The 15,876-nt window shown below is 50.4% G+C and carries 12 protein-coding genes and 5 pseudogenes; 8 read left to right on the top strand and 9 right to left on the bottom strand.

Annotated elements, in window-relative coordinates; all coding sequences use genetic code 11:
- Positions 1-366: 366 nt before the first annotated feature.
- The 3 genes and pseudogenes from DFO52_RS22270 to DFO52_RS22260 form a co-directional block, all read left to right on the top strand.
- Positions 367-720 (top strand): annotated as a pseudogene (locus DFO52_RS22270) (SOS response-associated peptidase family protein); the annotation flags it as partial.
- 179 nt (positions 721-899) lie between these two features.
- Complete coding sequence (umuD, locus tag DFO52_RS22265) at positions 900-1,322, top strand: translesion error-prone DNA polymerase V autoproteolytic subunit (protein ID WP_133551214.1); 423 nt, start codon at positions 900-902, stop codon at positions 1,320-1,322.
- Positions 1,322-2,595 (top strand): annotated as a pseudogene (locus tag DFO52_RS22260) (Y-family DNA polymerase). Before umuD ends, DFO52_RS22260 begins: the two are co-directional and overlap by 1 nt.
- Positions 2,596-2,676: 81 nt before the next feature.
- Here the strand turns inward: DFO52_RS22260 and DFO52_RS22255 are convergent.
- Together DFO52_RS22255 and DFO52_RS22250 are read right to left on the bottom strand one after the other, a co-directional pair.
- Positions 2,677-3,651: a ParB family protein gene (locus DFO52_RS22255; protein ID WP_166642378.1), complete on the bottom strand. Its 975-nt coding sequence runs from the start codon at positions 3,649-3,651 to the stop codon at positions 2,677-2,679.
- On the bottom strand, positions 3,651-4,856 hold the full coding sequence (locus tag DFO52_RS22250) for an AAA family ATPase (protein ID WP_133551212.1): 1,206 nt from the start codon (positions 4,854-4,856) through the stop codon (positions 3,651-3,653). Before DFO52_RS22250 ends, DFO52_RS22255 begins: the two co-directional genes overlap by 1 nt.
- A gap of 539 nt (positions 4,857-5,395) precedes the next feature.
- Between DFO52_RS22250 and DFO52_RS22245 the strand changes: the two genes are divergently transcribed.
- Positions 5,396-6,325 carry an Rpn family recombination-promoting nuclease/putative transposase gene (locus DFO52_RS22245; protein ID WP_133551211.1) on the top strand — a complete coding sequence of 310 codons (930 nt, stop codon included), beginning with the start codon at positions 5,396-5,398 and terminating at the stop codon, positions 6,323-6,325.
- Positions 6,326-6,336: 11 nt separating this feature from the next.
- Here DFO52_RS22245 and DFO52_RS23375 read toward each other — a convergent pair.
- Positions 6,337-6,582, bottom strand: a pseudogene (locus DFO52_RS23375) (hypothetical protein); the annotation flags it as partial.
- A 519-nt stretch (positions 6,583-7,101) separates the two neighbouring features.
- Here DFO52_RS23375 and DFO52_RS22235 point away from each other — a divergent pair.
- Positions 7,102-7,797, top strand: coding sequence for a replication initiation protein (locus DFO52_RS22235; RefSeq protein ID WP_133551210.1), 696 nt, complete (start codon positions 7,102-7,104; stop codon positions 7,795-7,797).
- 19 nt (positions 7,798-7,816) lie between these two features.
- Here DFO52_RS22235 and DFO52_RS22230 read toward each other — a convergent pair whose 3' ends face one another.
- The 3 genes from DFO52_RS22230 to DFO52_RS22220 form a co-directional block, all read right to left on the bottom strand.
- Positions 7,817-8,602, bottom strand: coding sequence for a site-specific integrase (locus DFO52_RS22230; protein WP_133551209.1), 786 nt, complete (start codon positions 8,600-8,602; stop codon positions 7,817-7,819).
- The gene (locus DFO52_RS22225) at positions 8,599-8,946 is read right to left on the bottom strand and encodes a hypothetical protein (RefSeq protein ID WP_133551208.1); all 348 of its coding nucleotides are present in this window, start codon (positions 8,944-8,946) and stop codon (positions 8,599-8,601) included. Before DFO52_RS22225 ends, DFO52_RS22230 begins: the two co-directional genes overlap by 4 nt.
- An 83-nt stretch (positions 8,947-9,029) precedes the next feature.
- Positions 9,030-9,455, bottom strand: a complete 426-nt coding sequence (locus DFO52_RS22220) for a hypothetical protein (RefSeq protein ID WP_243737954.1) — start codon at positions 9,453-9,455, stop codon at positions 9,030-9,032.
- A 126-nt stretch (positions 9,456-9,581) separates the two neighbouring features.
- Here DFO52_RS22220 and DFO52_RS22215 point away from each other — a divergent pair, with 126 nt between their 5' ends.
- Positions 9,582-11,198 carry an ISL3 family transposase gene (locus DFO52_RS22215; RefSeq protein ID WP_133551207.1) on the top strand — a complete coding sequence of 539 codons (1,617 nt, stop codon included), beginning with the start codon at positions 9,582-9,584 and terminating at the stop codon, positions 11,196-11,198.
- Positions 11,199-11,249: 51 nt separating this feature from the next.
- Here DFO52_RS22215 and DFO52_RS22210 read toward each other — a convergent pair.
- The 3 genes and pseudogenes from DFO52_RS22210 to DFO52_RS22200 form a co-directional block, all read right to left on the bottom strand.
- Positions 11,250-12,452: pseudogene (locus tag DFO52_RS22210) on the bottom strand (IS481 family transposase); the annotation flags it as partial.
- Positions 12,436-12,981: a recombinase family protein gene (locus tag DFO52_RS22205; protein ID WP_133551220.1), complete on the bottom strand. Its 546-nt coding sequence runs from the start codon at positions 12,979-12,981 to the stop codon at positions 12,436-12,438. The pseudogene DFO52_RS22210 and the gene DFO52_RS22205, both read right to left, overlap by 17 nt.
- A 149-nt stretch (positions 12,982-13,130) precedes the next feature.
- Positions 13,131-13,913, bottom strand: a pseudogene (locus tag DFO52_RS22200) (carbonic anhydrase).
- 589 nt (positions 13,914-14,502) lie between these two features.
- On the opposite strand from DFO52_RS22200, the gene DFO52_RS22195 reads away from it, so the two are divergent.
- Positions 14,503-15,261, top strand: a complete 759-nt coding sequence (locus DFO52_RS22195; RefSeq protein WP_133551206.1) for a hypothetical protein — start codon at positions 14,503-14,505, stop codon at positions 15,259-15,261.
- Between the two features lie 80 nt (positions 15,262-15,341).
- Entirely contained in the window at positions 15,342-15,869 is a 528-nt protein-coding gene (locus DFO52_RS22190) for a CS1 type fimbrial major subunit (RefSeq protein ID WP_133551205.1), read from the top strand.
- The last annotated feature ends 7 nt before the right edge of the window (positions 15,870-15,876 follow it).

Raw genomic sequence — 15,876 nt, 5'->3', positions numbered from 1 at the left:
GTCCTTTCTGGTGTGGGAACCTCAAGGAAACAACATGTTGGGTGGAGCGGACAATTCAAATGGTGAATTACCGTCTTATATCACTGGCGCTGACATTATCGGGACACTGATACGGGGAAGGTTACAATACTGAGGCTGGTCCACGCTCAGAGCGTCAAGATTGTCCGTCACAGACTCGTCGCCTCTGCACTTAATCCATATGACACGGATTGGACAGATTATATCCGATCCAGAACCACACATCTGACTTCACCTGCCGCATCATTTCACAGTGGTGTTTGATAAGGCTTGAGCCGTGTGAGCTGGAAACTCTCACGCACGGTTCTTAGAGGGGGCGTCGAAGGTAACTTCGGCGCCCTACTCGACAAACAGCAAAACGGCGTGAAACAGCCGTTTTTCATTTACCGTAAGGACGGAAATCCACTCCTGCTCGCTGCCATCGGGAAACCACCTTTTGAGAACGGCAATGACCAGGAAGGATTCCTGATCGTCACAGCAGCTGCGGATGAGGGACTGCTGGACATTCACGATCGGCGACCGCTCGTGTACTCACCGGCTGCTGCACGTAAATGGCTCAGCGAAAACACAACCGGTAAAGAGGCGGAAGACATTGCCCGAGAGGGCAGTATTTCCGCCGAAGATTTCACATGGCACCCCGTCAGTCGGGCTGTTGGCAATCCCCGGAACCAGGGCCGGGGACTTATAGAGCCACTGGCTTAGCAGACGATGAGATACCCGACATCCACTCACAGGGTTATGCACCGTTTCTGTGGATAACCCTGAGCCTGTTTTATCCGCCAGAACAATGACCTGGCAGGAGCCGGTAAAATTCTCCTTGCAGGACGGAAAATATCTTAAATAATACTGTATATAAAAACAGGCATTTTAAGAGGTATGCCATGATCCTTTTTGTCTCTCCCGCATCTGAGCCAGCACTGTTCACCGCACCACTTTTCACAGAGCGCTGTCCAGCAGGTTTTCCTTCACCGGCCGCGGACTATACCGAAGACGAACTGGATCTGAACGCCTACTGTATCCGTCGCCCCAGCGCGACCTACTTTGTCCGGGCCATTGGCGATTCGATGAAAGACATGGGCCTGCACTCCGGCGACCTGATGGTTGTCGATAAAGCCGAAAAACCCATGCAGGGAGATATTGTCATCGCAGAAACAGATGGCGAGTTCACCGTTAAACGCCTGCAGCTTAAACCCCGAATCGCCCTGCTGCCGATGAATCCCGCCTACCCCACCCTCTACCCGGAGGAACTACAGATATTCGGCGTGGTGATAGCATTCATACATAAGACGCGGGGTAGAAACTAATGTTTGCGCTCGCTGATGTGAATTCGTTCTATGCGAGCTGTGAAAAAGTGTTCCGTCCGGACCTGCGTAACAGGCCCGTTGTGGTACTCAGCAACAACGATGGCTGCGTTATCGCGCGCAGTGCTGAAGCGAAACGGCTGGGTATTAAAATGGGCGTCCCCTGGTTCCAGCTGAGGACGGCACAATTCCCGGAGCCGGTCATCACGTTCTCGAGCAATTACGAGCTTTATGCATCGCTGTCGAACAGGGTTATGTCTCATCTCGAGGAGCTGGCACCGCGCGTGGAGCAGTACAGCATTGACGAGATGTTTCTGGATATCCGCGGTATAGACAGCTGCATCGATTATGAGGACTTCGGCCGGCAGCTGCGCGAGCACGTGCGCTCCGGTACGGGGCTGACAATCGGCGTCGGGATGGGGCCGACCAAAAAGCTGGCTTTATACAGTGATCAATAATTTTTAAATGGCCATGATACTGTAGCCTCTCAAACTTGTGCCAGTAGCATATGTAGTTAACGGAGAAACTGCTCTCACTACAGCCGGTGGAAGAAATCTGGGGAGTAGGTCGCAGGATCTCAAAAAAGCTTAATACGATGGGCATCACTACGGCACTACAGCTGGCGCGCGCGAACCCTGTATTTATCAGGAAAAATTTCAACGTTGTGCTGGAGAGAACCGTCCGGGAACTCAACGGAGAAAGCTGTATTTCGCTTGAAGAAGCGCCTCCGCCGAAACAGCAGATTGTCTGCAGCCGGTCCTTTGGGGAGCGTGTCACGACGTATGAAGCAATGCGGCAGGCAGTCTGTCAGTACGCAGAGCGTGCAGCTGAGAAGCTGCGCGGCGAGCGTCAGTTTTGCAGGCATATTGCTGTATTTGTGAAAACGTCACCGTTCGCGTTGAACGAACCGTATTACGGGAATGTGGCCAGTGAAAAGCTGATGACTCCCACGCAGGATACCAGGGACATTATAGCCGCAGCGGTGAAAGCACTGGATAGGATCTGGGTGAATGGGCATCGATATGCAAAAGCGGGTTGCATGCTCAATGATTTCAATCCTGACGGGGTTTCGCAGCTGAACCTCTTCGATGATACTCAGCCCCGAAGCAACAGCAATCAGCTGATGAAAGTAATGGACGGTATTAACCATTCGGGCAAGGGGAAAATATGGTTCGCCGGACGGGGGATTGCCCCCGAGTGGCAGATGAAAAGAGAACTACTTTCGCCAGCTTATACGACACGCTGGGCAGATATTCCTGCAGCGAAATTGACTTGAAATTTTGGCGATTTCACCTTGAAATTCTCAACATAAATAACTTTATTACAATAAGTTAGATATGAAATCGCCGTGGCGAAATTATTGACTCAAATTTCTATCAAGGACCTCGTTGATAGCTTTGTCCAGTTCATCCTGAACCACTTTTGACATACGGCTAAACTCATAAGTCAGCGTACGCCCTTTCACACGCTTGCGCGCGAACTTGTCCTTTTCTTCAAAGGTCCAGAGTGCGGAAATTACTGACTTTTCCTTAGGAGGCGGAGCTATCAATGCCTGAGAGGCCTGAGAAATCAATTTCAGTATACTGGCTTTCTGTTCGTCTTCTGGTCGCTCGTAGTCACTCAAAATTGCATCATGCTGATCTGAGACAGACTGAATGAGCCCTTCAGACGTTAAGCCCTTTTCACTGAGTTTTTCATTAACCTCTAACAGAATTTTATAGTCACTAAACGACAGCTCAGACTGAACCGGGAACAGAGAAATCAATTCTTGCGGTACGGCTGCCGCCTGCAGTGCCCTGGTGACCTTAGCCTGGGATAACCCCTCCAGTTCAGCAATTTCCTTTTGATTGAATCCAGACTCTTTCAGAGCCATCAATCTTAAGCCGATCTCCCGAAGGTTATGCTCTTTAGCTGTCTGGATATCTTTAGCCAGCTGGCGAGCTTCATCAGCTGATAAAAGTTCATCGGTAACCATTACATCAAGGCCTGTACGGATATAAATCGCTGAGGCTCGCCGTCTTGAACCATCCAGTATCTCAATCCTTTCACCTTGCTGAATACCAATACAGGGGAAGAACTGCTGAAACTTAATCGTCTGGATAATAGATTTCAGGGACTCCCTGGTCAGAGCAAGTTGATCTCTTCCGTTGGTTTCCTGGTTTACGAATGTCTTACTTTCAACATCCGATGCAGGTACCCGAACAAACCTGAACGTTATCTTCCTGCCGGTTTTTAGGGTAAATACCTGACTTCTTTGGGTGTCAGTCATCTCGACCATTGACGCTTGGGTATTTAACTGTCTGCCAATGGTTTTTCTTTTCTCATTCGACATCACATACCTCCGTTAGTACGAATGAACTCAATGCGATCAAATACGGCCTTCGCAAAGTCTTCCGCTGCTGATTTTGCGCTTTTAAGCGCCTCGGTGCTTCCATCATAGGTTGCTGGATTTGCGGAAATAACTGTGTCAAAAGTCTCCCCGCAGCGCTCGAAGCCATCCAGCCGCGGCAGAACCATGTCGAGCATATCGGCACCAAATACCTCTTTGGCCTGACTATGGCAAATTTTGTGATCAGACTTGTTCAGGATTTTAGACATAAAACCGACATTTCCGATGAGATTGCAGGTGTGTCCATCCTGTTCGATAGAATCAATAAGCGCAGGAAGGCTGGCTACAAACTTCAGGGAAGAATGAAAATCAACCGTTGCCGGTGGAAGAGGGGTCAACATCAGGTCTGCCGCACCGATGCAGTTTTTCAGGAACGCATCGAGGTGAGGACCACTATCAAGGAAGATAAAGTCGTAGTCATACCTGAGCTTGTCGATGATGTTCTCTTTAAGCACTGCATGAATATTTTGCCCTGGCAGATGTTCCTCACACAATCCCTTCCAGCCTTCAGCAAGGAATGCATCGTCAATGGAAGCGGGAATAACATCAACGCCCGGGATAATTGACGGCACGATGAAATCGGACAGTAATTCTTCACGAGACACGTTCTGGAGCATGGCCTGAGCAGCCGTATTTTCAACCAGGCCCACTGAATTCTCATGGCTCAGGAACATTGTCAGAGATGCCTGCGGATCGAAATCGATGGCCAGAATACGAAGGTCTTCGAACAGAAGCTGAGGATGAGCCCGAAAAGCATGGGATAATGAAGCGGTAGAAACTGTCTTGGAACCGCCACCTTTAAGGTTACATACAAAAATAGTGAAGGCTTTATCGAAGCGATCTCTGTACCTGGGTACTTTACGATGGAAATACAGATCGATGACGTTCTGAATCGTCATCGCGTACTTCATCGTATTGCCGGAAGGTTTCTTTTTAAAAATGTAGCCACTGGCTTCCATTTCGGCCACAGCATACTCAACACTCCCTTTGCTGAGCTTAGGCAGCTTATATAGGGCGGCTTTGCTGTATTCCTGATAGAACTCGGTAAGCTTCAATTCCTCTTTTTGCTGGCGGATACTTTCGCTCAAGGATGTCAGAAGTTTACCTGCACGTGTGGCGACTTTCCGTAACTGCTCAATATTTTCCATTTATCACCTCATGACGTTTTTTGTCATTTTGAACAAAAAGAATCATTTTGCAAGAAGTAATTCATAATATTTTGATTTTGCTCTCACAGGAGGCTCCGAAGATTAAATGGAGAAGAGGGCACTACGTCCACAATCATTTTGTTGACCCACAGCGCAAACCGTGAGTCTGTTCAGAGCTTGCATCTGAGCAGGCGAGGGGTTGGACAAGCCCGGCGGGCGCGTCAGTCTGTCACATTTGGGTATGCTCCAGCAGTACCGACTTCCGTCTACTCTTCCCACCAGTTGTGACCAGATAAGAGATACCTTCAAATGCATAACCACTTAAATGTCACCAGAACATCTCGTCATTTCGTTATAGCTGTAGTACCAGTGTCTTGGCGCAGATATATCAGGGCCATCTAACTGAAGATTAAAAAGAAAGGAGGGGACAGACCCCCCCCCCGGAACTGCCCCTGAAGGAATTGCAATTCCATTCTCCACCAATGTTAGCATTTTTGCCTGTGATACTATGACCGGGTCATTTTTCAGAGCATGGACTGATGAAAAAGAAAAATACTACGCCAACTCCCCACGATGCGACATTCCGCCAGTTTCTGTCACAACCAGACATTGCTAGGGATTTTATGGAACTGCATCTGCCGACAGAGCTGCGTGCCATCTGCGATCTGAGCACGCTGAAACTGGAATCAGGCTCGTTCGTTGAGGATGATCTCCGGCAGTATTTCAGCGACGTTCTCTACAGCCTGAAAACTACAGCAGGTGACGGGTACATACATGTCCTCGTGGAACACCAGTCAACGCCGGACAAACATATGGCTTTCCGCCTGATACGCTATGCGGTTGCCGCCATGCAGCGACACCTGGAGGCAGGGCATAAAAAACTGCCACTGGTGATACCGGTGCTGTTCTATACGGGTAAGCGCAGCCCGTATCCGTACTCCACCTGCTGGCTGGATGAGTTTGACGATCCGGCGCTGGCAGGCAAACTCTACAGCAGCGCTTTCCCGCTGGTAGACGTTACGGTCATTCCGGATGATGAAATCGCTGACCATCGCAGTATGGCCGCACTAACTTTACTGCAAAAGCATATTCACCAGCGGGACCTGGCAGAACTGGTTGACCGGCTGGCGCCCATCTTGCTGGCCGGATATCTGTCTTCATCACAGGTAATATCGCTGGTACACTATATAGTGCAGGCAGGCGAAACATCGGACGCCGAAGCCTTTGTACGCGAACTGGCACAGCGTGTGCCGCAACACGGAGACGCACTTATGACCATCGCACATCAGCTTGAACAAAAAGGCATCGAGAAGGGGATTCAGCTCGGTGAACAACGCGGCATTGAAAAAGGCGAGCGCGAAGCCACCCTTAAAATTGCCCGTACCATGCTGCAGAACGGCATTGACCGCAATACCGTCATGAAAATGACCGGTCTTACTGAAAACGATCTAGCCCAGATTCGTCATTAATCCCCCTCTCCTCACACTCCCTGTCCGACCATTAGCGAATACTGGTGGGGCAGGGAGGCACCAGACTCAGGCTCAGCCTGCCAACCACAGCGATTAAACAGCTTCATTACCTCCGCTAGGTTCCCCGCAGTCAGGGGACTTATCTGTCGGCCGCTGCCGTCAAAAGTGACATCAAGGTTGGCCCGTGAGAGATAAATGCCATTGACGCCTGCACTGAGCGGCAGGGCATTCCGGCCGGACCATTTCCACTAGGCAATGTGCAGCCAAAAAGTAAGTAGTGCTCGCCGCAGCCATGTGACCGAGCAACGCGAGCGAACTGGCGAGGAAGCGCAAGAGCGAGGGTGTTACAGAAGGCAATTACGCGCAGGAACTGAACACTTAGACAATTATGGGAAATACCCCTAGTTTGGAGTTATCCAGTTATCCAGTTATCCACCGGATATTTTTAAAAGCATTTTTACTCTTTTTAATTCCTTTTATCCATTTTATCCCTTTTAGAAACCCGCCAGACCACGCCAGCCGCACTTCTCAAGGTACCAGTATGGGAAACGCCTAAAGTTCTTCTGGGAAACACCCCGGGTTATTGTGGGGAACACCCCAAGTAGCTATGGGGAACACCTCAACAAAGTATGGGAAACACCACGGGTTACTATGGGAAATACCCCTAGTTTATCTGCAGTTCATATACCTGTTGATAACTTACTAATTCTTCTTGTGACTTTCGGTGCCTCATGCCAGTATGTGGGGGATTCAAAAACACCCACACGGTGAAGGCAATGACCACGGCAACCCTTAAAAAACCTGTCAATATCAGTCAGTCCAATGAGCTGACTGAGGCCGCTTACTATTTGCCTCTGCAGGCAAAACGTGTGCTGTGGCTTTGCCTGATGCAGTGCTACCCGATGAAGGATGATCCCGATTCTGTCTCTCCGATATTCACCGTTACTGTGGCGGATTATCAGAAGTTTTTTAAAGTCAGCGTGGATACTGCCTCTACTGACGTTAAAAAAGGTGTGACCGCACTGGCGGACAGTAGCGTGGTTTTTTACCCTAAAGAAGGGGAGTTTGAAGAGGTGAAACGCCCCTGGCTGGCTGAAGCAGGCCTGAAAAAAGGGCGAGGGAAATGGCAAATAGAGTTCAACTACAAGGTAATGCCGTACCTGATGGGACTGACTAGCCAGTTCACAACATACTCCTTGTACGACTGTGGAAAAATTAACAGTGTACGGGTTATCCGCCTCTATGAAAGCCTTTGCCAGTACCGTTCAAGCGGCGTTTGGATCACTACTCAGGATTGGCTGTCTGAACGTTTCATGCTCCCGGAATCACAACGCAGTAACTTTGCTGAGATGAAACGCACCTTCATCAATCCAGCCCTGAAGAAAATCAACGCCAATACGCCTCTTAAAGCCGCGATGACACAGAATGACGACGGCCGACTAGTATTCACTATCCTGGATTCAAAAAGCTAACTTGGGGTATTTCCCATAATCATCCTCGGTTCAGTTGTTTCATCAACGCAACCGCATCTGATTCCTGCATAGCAAACTGAACACGGTGGCGCGCCGCAACATCGAGAGCAAAAACTTTCGTATAGACTTCTGTCGAGCTGATTGACTTATGTCCCATGAGGCTCTGCAACACCTTCAGCGGTATACCGGCATAAAGCATATGCATCGCGTAACTGTGCCGGAACGTGTGTGGAGTTACCGGCACGGAGAACGTCACTCCGTCGGCTGCTGCAGCCTCCACGGCTTCTCTGAGCCAGGTGCGTACGGTACGATCGGTAATATTCCAGATGCGAGCCTTTTCCATTCTGCCTGTCTTCTTGTTTTTTCGTTCCAGGGGTATCTTCAGTGTGGCCACCATCATCTCCAGCTGGCTGACATACTGCGGATCGGAAAGCGGTACCAGACGGTGAACCTGACTGCCGGCAGGCGAACGACCGGCCGTTCTGGCGGCTTTTTCGGTCCGCTGTTTGAGCGTGGCCAGCTTCACGAACGGGTAGGGCTTCTGCAGCAAGAAATCAGTCCGGCCCAGTGCCACGGCTTCGTTGACACGTGCGCCGGAATTCCACAGGGTGGCGACCAGGGTCTTGCGGTACAGGTCTGGAATATAGTGGAGCAGGGCACTCACCTCCGGCGCCAGCATGTATTTTGGCAGTTCATCATGCGAGAGTGCCAGCTGGCGAAGTGCCAGCGCAGCCGGGTAATCGATGGCCACCGGCAACTGAGGAGAAGAAAAGGAGCCGATCTGGCCTGGTAATGCCGGCATCATGGTTTGTATTCCTTCGTGCCCAAGTATTGCTCTGCGAACCTTACCAGCGCCTTCTGCGCGTAATCTTCCCCCGGGAGAAGAGTGATCTCCCCTCGTCGTTCCATCTCAGCCCCTATGGCGCTCAGGGTAGCCATCGCTGGCAGCAGCTGGCGCAGCTGCAGAGCATGTCCACACGCCGTGCGGATACGATCGGCAAACGCGTCCTCATCGCGGGAATATGCCCCGGGCTCCGGCCGTTCCCTGCCGTCCTTTTCCGACTGCAGCTGCTGACACAGTTTCAGTAGGCCAATAATGTTATCAGCGGCTTCGTTTGCATGCAGATCGTTAAGGTAATTTGGTTTCACTGGTTATCCTTAATCATTTCAGAGTCGCGTGGGTAACCACGTATTTCTCATACATGAAGCACAAAACTCACCGTAGCGGTGGCTCAGGCGGTTCCCGGGCGGACCGTGCAGTGCATCACTGGCGCATCCGGGGAATCTGGACCCGGCAGGATCTGATAGTCAGTGGCAGATATGACCCGGTAACTGCTGTAGTCGCCATACGACACCGTACTGGCTTTCATTCCGGTGAGAAAAGTTTCTTCGAGACCACGGGCATACGGTAGCGAAAGTTGGATCGTCTCAGGATCGATCATCATCTTCTGGCGGGTGGCTTCCAGCTCTGTGGTCAGCCGGTATTTTTCCGTCCGAAATGGACCCTGCTGTGCAGCGTTACGCTGTGTATACGTCACATCAAACACTAGGCGATCGCCGTCGTTCTGCAGCACCACCCCCGTAAGGAGACTATCAATACGAACAGGGGGCTCACCTTTTTGCGGAATTTCCGTGGTCCGCTTACAGATAGCAACCATCCCGGGTTTCTGGCTGGCATTAATCATCCGCTGTCAACAACGGGTAAAAAGTGGGTCTTCCGCAACTTGGGTGGAAGAAAATCAATGAAACTTTTTAGTTAACAAAGATCTAAGCTGTTTTAAGTTATGGATGACGAGATGACCTCACTTAAAACACTTTTGCAGCTACCTTGTGGATGGCAATCCAGCCGACAAATTACTGGCTCTGATGGGATCACCCTACATCTCCGCGCCACGCGTAAAACAGCGCAATGCCCTGAATGTCTAAAACGCAGCCGCTCTGTTCATAGTTATCGTCGACGACGGATACAACACCTCCCATGCTCCGGCCGGACACTCTGGTTAATCTTTGTTGTCCGACACTTGTACTGCCGTAACCCGTCCTGTTCACGAAAAATCTTTGCGGAATCGCTGGCTCCTTTTGCTGGTCCACAGCAGCAGTCTTCAGCGTTACTTCAAAATCTACAGCATCAACTGGGACTCATTGCCGGCGGAGAGGCTGGAAGACGTGCTGCGGTAGCCTCAGGAATACAGATCAGCCCGGATACGTTGCTGCGTAGGGTCGTTCAGGCTCCAGAGCAGACGGAGAACAGGACCCGGCATGTCGGTATTGACGAGTGGTCATGGCATAGGGGCCACAGGTACGGCACGCTGATTGTTAACCTCGATACGCATCGCCCTCTGGTACTACTGCCCGGTCGGGAGCAGCGCACTCTGACTGCATGGTTTAAAAAATACCCGGAGATACAGGTCGTTTCACGCGATCGAGGTGGTATTTACTCCATAGCTGCCCGGGAAGGAGCACCTCAGGCCAGACAGGTGGCCGATAGATGGCACCTGTTAAAAAATATTGGCGATGCGCTTGAACAAATGTTGTACAGGAATATGCCTCTGATACGGCTGGTTGCCAGCGAGTTGTCACCAAAGAAATCACCTGAGCCAGAACCCTCTGTGCCGGCACCAACGCTCTGTCGTCCGGAACTACTTAAACAGCAGACCCGAAATAAACGACATCAGCTTTGGACAGAGGTTATGGCTCTGCATAATAAGGGGTGTGGGGTCAGGGAAATATCCCGCATCACAGGCTTATCACGCGTAACAGTCAGTCACTGGGTGCAGTCAGGGGCATTCCCTGAAATATCGACCCGGCCTCCAAAGCGAGGCCTTCTTGCCCCATGGCGAAAGTGGATGGAAGAGCAACGTGAAAGTGGTAATTATAATGCCAGCCAGATATGGCGGGAAATGGTGATGAAGGGGTTTACAGGCAGTGAAACCATCGTCAGGGATGCCGTTGCCAGATGGCGTAAAGGCTGGCTCCCACCGGTTGCTGCTACCACCCGACTTCCTTCCACTTCCCGTGTAAGCCGCTGGCTGATGCCCTGGCGAATAATCAGGGGTGAAGAAACTTATGCCTCCCGCTTCATCGGGCTGATGTGTGAAAAAGAACCGCAGCTGAAAATAGCACAACAACTGGCGCTGGACTTCTACCGGATCCTGAAAACCAAAAACAAGCAACAACTTAGCAGGTGGTTCAGTTATGTCAGCGGAAGCGGCCCGGTTGAGCTTCAGCGTGTTGCTGCCGGGATGGAAGCTGATGCAGCAATATATGAAGCGATTACCAGCCGATGGAGTAACGGTGTAGTCGAAGGGCATGTAAATCGCCTGAAAATGCTGAAGCGGCAGATGTACGGGCGTGCAGGGTTCGAGTTACTGAGGCGACGTGTGATGAGTCCTCTGGCCTGAAAGGTTCCACCCAAGTTGCGGAAGACCCACTCTTTACTCGTTGTTGACATCGTCAAACATCCCCCACAGCTGAATAACGGTTTCACCTGCCATATCCGGTTCAACCTCCCATGCGGTGCGGTCTATCGTTAGCCGCGCATCAACACCCACTTTGCGGGATTCCGGCTCCCGACAGTATTGTTCCCAGTTTCACATACCTCTCACGCCGTCCCAGGGGATATTTGCCAGCCAGTCCTCAAGTCGGTAATGTTTCTCACTGCGGTGGCGCTGTGGATTGTAACGACTCAGATAGTTCCAGAGACATTCGTTGGCTTGCAGTTCCGTCTCCGGTTTATGGTAATGGTACAGGGTTTCATGCTCCTCCTTGACGGTCCGGAAAGGACGTTCGACTTTACCTTTGAACCGTGCTGTCGTCCGGGTATCATCCTTGCCAGCCGGTGTGTGCGTCAGCCAGTCAACTTTCAGGGACTGCATCACATTCTGGAAGACATGGCTTTTGGCCACCGGTCCGTTATCGAGGCACAGCATTTTCGGGCGGCCCTTGAAAGGAAAATCAGACTTGGTCTTTGGTGCCATGACGTTAAAGAGAAAACGCAGCGCTGATTCCGCATCCTCACCGTACACACACCGGTATTCCTGGTAAGCAACACCGCTCCGTTCATCCACCACGCTGAACAGCATAAGCGTGGGCTCGCCTCGTGCAGGGTCAACACAGTCAGGCCGTTCAATATGTTTGAGATCTGACGGTGACATATCAAACTGCCAGCAGTCATTGCTGCTTTCAGCCTGAAATCTTACCGCCGGCTGCTCCCGTAACAGACGGGGCTGGTCGAGACGCCAGCGGGAAAGCCAGCGATTAACGGTCTGTTTATTAAGCAAGCCTTTGGGACTTTTTATCAGTCCCTGAATAGTCTCGACACTGTGATCTTCCAGCAACTGTATTGCCCGGCTGGTTGACAGGTGACGACCGGATTTATTCGTGGTTTGCAGTTTTAGCGCGGCAATCAGTTCACAGTAATGTTCCAGTTCAGACGGGGGAAGTACGCGGGGCAGACCATGATCGCGGCGGTGAGCTGTGCGTGGTCTGAGAACCAGACGAAGGGCGCGATAGACCGTCGTGACTGAAATACCATACAACTGAGCAGCAGCGGCAATCTAGGTGGCCCGTTCAGGACTTTTTGGCGGCAGGCGATCAAGCCGTTGCACCAGTTGTAACAGGGAGTCAGCCGGGATAGAGCTACGCCGGCTGCTCATAGTTTTCCAGCGCCCGGTAAACTGATGCCCTCACAATCCCGAGTTGGCGGGCAATGGCCGTGGCTCCCATCTTCTCCGTGGTGTACAACCGCCAGACCTCAGCAGGGTCTATTGAGGGCTTTCTTCCCCGGTACACCCCCCGCGCTTTCGCTGCGGCAATCCCTTCCATCTGGCGCTCGCGTCGCAAATTGGTCTCAAACTCAGCGAAAACGCCCAGCATATCGAAGAAGGCTTTACCTGCTGCCGAGCGCGTGTCCACTGGCTGTTCTGTTGCCCTGAGCGTTACGCCCTGCTGATTCAGGGCATACACGATATGCTGCAGATCCTTAATGCTGCGGGCCAGGCGATCCACGCGGGTCACCATCAATGTATCTCCGGGGCGTAAGAATTCCAGCAACAGCTGCAACTCGCTCCTTCCGCTGTCTTTTTCTGCACGAATTATTTCACAACCGGCAGCGCTGAGAGTTTGTGTCTGCAGGGTAAGATCCTGGTCGCTCGTTGAAACACGGGCGTAGCCATAAAGTGCCATAATAATGAAAACTGTCTTGTTTAACTCTAGATGATGAAAACGTAACACCGGCATGAGACAGAAAAACTGTCTCACTGAATTGTTTGTTTTGGGTCTACCTCAAAAGTGCAATTATCGTAGTGCACAAAATTCATTATCTGCATAATTTTTCATGGGGAAATATTACGCGACAGTTTATGGTTGTCTTTATACTTGAAAAAATCAACCTTGCCGCCAGCAAGGCTATACATGCTGCCAACGATCTTAATTTTCTTCTGGTCTTCCAGTTGCTTAAGTACAGGGCTGTCCTTCCGGATTTTTTCAATGGTTAACTCAACATTTTTACGGGCGACGGCATCGACGAAGGCATAATAACTGCCTTTACGTTCTCCCTAGTACTCGGTTTTGTCAATTGCAGGTTTAATTTCATTCAGCAGACCTGTCAGGTCTCCCAGGCCTGCATTGTCAATGGCTCCACGTACAGCGCCACAACGTGTATGCCCCATAACAAGCACCACCTTAGCGCCAGCAATTGCACAGGCAAACTCCATGCTTCCCAGCATATCGCGATTGCTTATGTTTCCTGCAACACGGGTATTAAACGTTTCGCTGATCCCTGCATCCAGTACAATTTCAGCCGATACACGTGAGTCAATACAGCTAAGGATCACCGCTGCAGGATACTGTCCTGCAATACTGTTGCGTTTCTGTGCCAGGTAATCCTGCATTCTCCCGGAAGCGCAGATTGTCCTGCTTAAAACGTTCAATTACAGCATCCGGGGTCATCGCATCCCGCTCTTCTTTGCTTAGTGATGCCGCAAAAGACACTGAGGGCATCGACAGGGCTACCAGTCCTGTGGAGGAAAGGGCTGACACAACAAAAGTTTTTTCAGAATTGCGCGGCGCGAGGGGGAAGCTGGTTGATTATTCTTTACCTGAAATTTACTAAACATCAATAACTTTACATAAATTTAAATCTAAGCTAGGCATTTTGCAGGAATGATTATTATCAACCTTTAATCGGAGTCTAAACAAAACCTAAACAGATGGTGTTAATTTATTTTTTTATTTTATTGCAGTTTATGTTCCATCCTTTTTTTAAGAATTTTTTCATATTTGTTATTTTTCTTGATTTGCTCACTTAAAAATTTGAAATTATTATATTTTCACCTGATGATTAACCAAAGTTAATGAGCGGTGGGAACGTTCATATTCTTATCATCGATAGATCAAGTAAATCAATGAGCAGGCATCTGATCGCCATTGACGATCAATTTCATTTATGCATAATAGAGCTAGTTTAATTTTCGCATCGCACACCACGAAGCCAACTTGCCTTAAAAGTTTACGGTTTGTTTAACAGCATCTCGCTTTACAGAAAGGCGCTTTCATAGATGGGAAAACAAAAACATCTATGACAGTGTAAAAGCGTTCTTTAAACCGGGTGATGAAACTTACCAGTATGCATGCAGCTTGCGGGATAATCCCCCCCCCCTGCGTTATTCGCTCCCCTTAAGGGAGGCCCTGTTATAAGGTGATACGATGAGTTACTTTAAAATATTTTTTCTTACCTGTTGTTTTATTTCAGGGCTGTCAGCACTGTCACCCGCGTATGCCACACCAGTAATTGGCATTGGCAGTATGTACGACGTACTGACGCCGGATATGCAGAGTATGACCAAGCGGATTTATAACACCGGTGACTCGACTGCCTTTGTGCGCGTTGAACTGCTTGAAATAATCCCCGGAAGTAAAAAAGGGGAAGAGGAAATGCCGCAAAAAGAGTTATCCGGGACAACTCCGGAGCGTAACCGTCTTATTGTCACGCCCCAGCGGCTTATTATTCCGCCGGCAGGTTTTCAGTCTGTGCGTATTCTGTGGCCGGGAGAGCGGGAAAGCGAACGGTATTTTCGCGTCAGGTTCACCCCGGTCATGCCTGAGGCTGATGACAGCTTTGGGCTCGATAAAAAGGCGGTGAATGAGTATCGCAAAGACACCCTGCATGCGGGACTTAATGTGCTTACGGGCTACGGCACGATAGTGATTGTCCAGCCCGAAAAACCGCAGTTTAACACAGCCATCGACAGTGCCGGCGCGGAAGGTATCACTATAAAAAATAACGGCAATGCCACGGTGTCGCTTGATAATATCCGCCAGTGCAGAACAGCGAATACCGACTGCGGTGCAGTCACTCGCGAATTTATTCTCCCCGGTAGAGCCCATACCGTAGGCAAAAAAGCCGGATATAAAACGAATTTCACTCTTATCGAGGGGAATAGCAAGCGGGCGTTGAGTTATTAACACCCGGAATACCAGTGCTGGTCATGCAAATCCGTCTGACCGTTTGTGGATTAACTTCAAACCTTAGTGAATATAGTAATATGAAACGTAATTTTTCTGTTCCGAATAAATCCCTCGCTGCCGCTCTGTTTTCCTGTGCAGTTTTCGGCGGCGTTGCCGCGCACGCTGAAAACAGCCAGAGATATACCATTAACCTGACCGCCAGCGTCCCCTCAGACTCTTTTCAGGTTATCCCAGTAGACGCGGGCTGGATTGATCAGACCCAGGATATGGGCTACGACATCGCGACCAGCAAACTGAAGGTGTTTGAAAAGCCGTTCCAGTACAAAAATACCACCAGTGGTATTCAGGCAACCCTGACCGGCAACCTGAGCAGCGATGGCAAACCCCAGCTCTCAAACGGCACCGATGTAATCCCCCTGGCGGTGAGTTTTAACAACGTTGCGCTCAGCAAAACGGCCACCACCGTGGTGGAAGCCGCAGCGGCAAAAGCCGGTGGGCGTACCACACTGAAAATCTCTCAGGCTGACGATAAGGCGCTGACCGTGAACGGGTCATTTACCGGCAGCGTGTCGATGATTTTCGAGCCGGTAGTGGCGACGCAATAACAACGCC

This window comes from Enterobacter sp. AG326, from assembly GCF_004362415.1.
In the GTDB taxonomy this organism is placed as follows: Bacteria; Pseudomonadota; Gammaproteobacteria; order Enterobacterales; family Enterobacteriaceae; genus Enterobacter; species Enterobacter asburiae.
The sequence above is the reverse complement of the archived record's forward strand: the minus strand, read 5'-3'. Positions and strand labels throughout refer to the sequence as shown.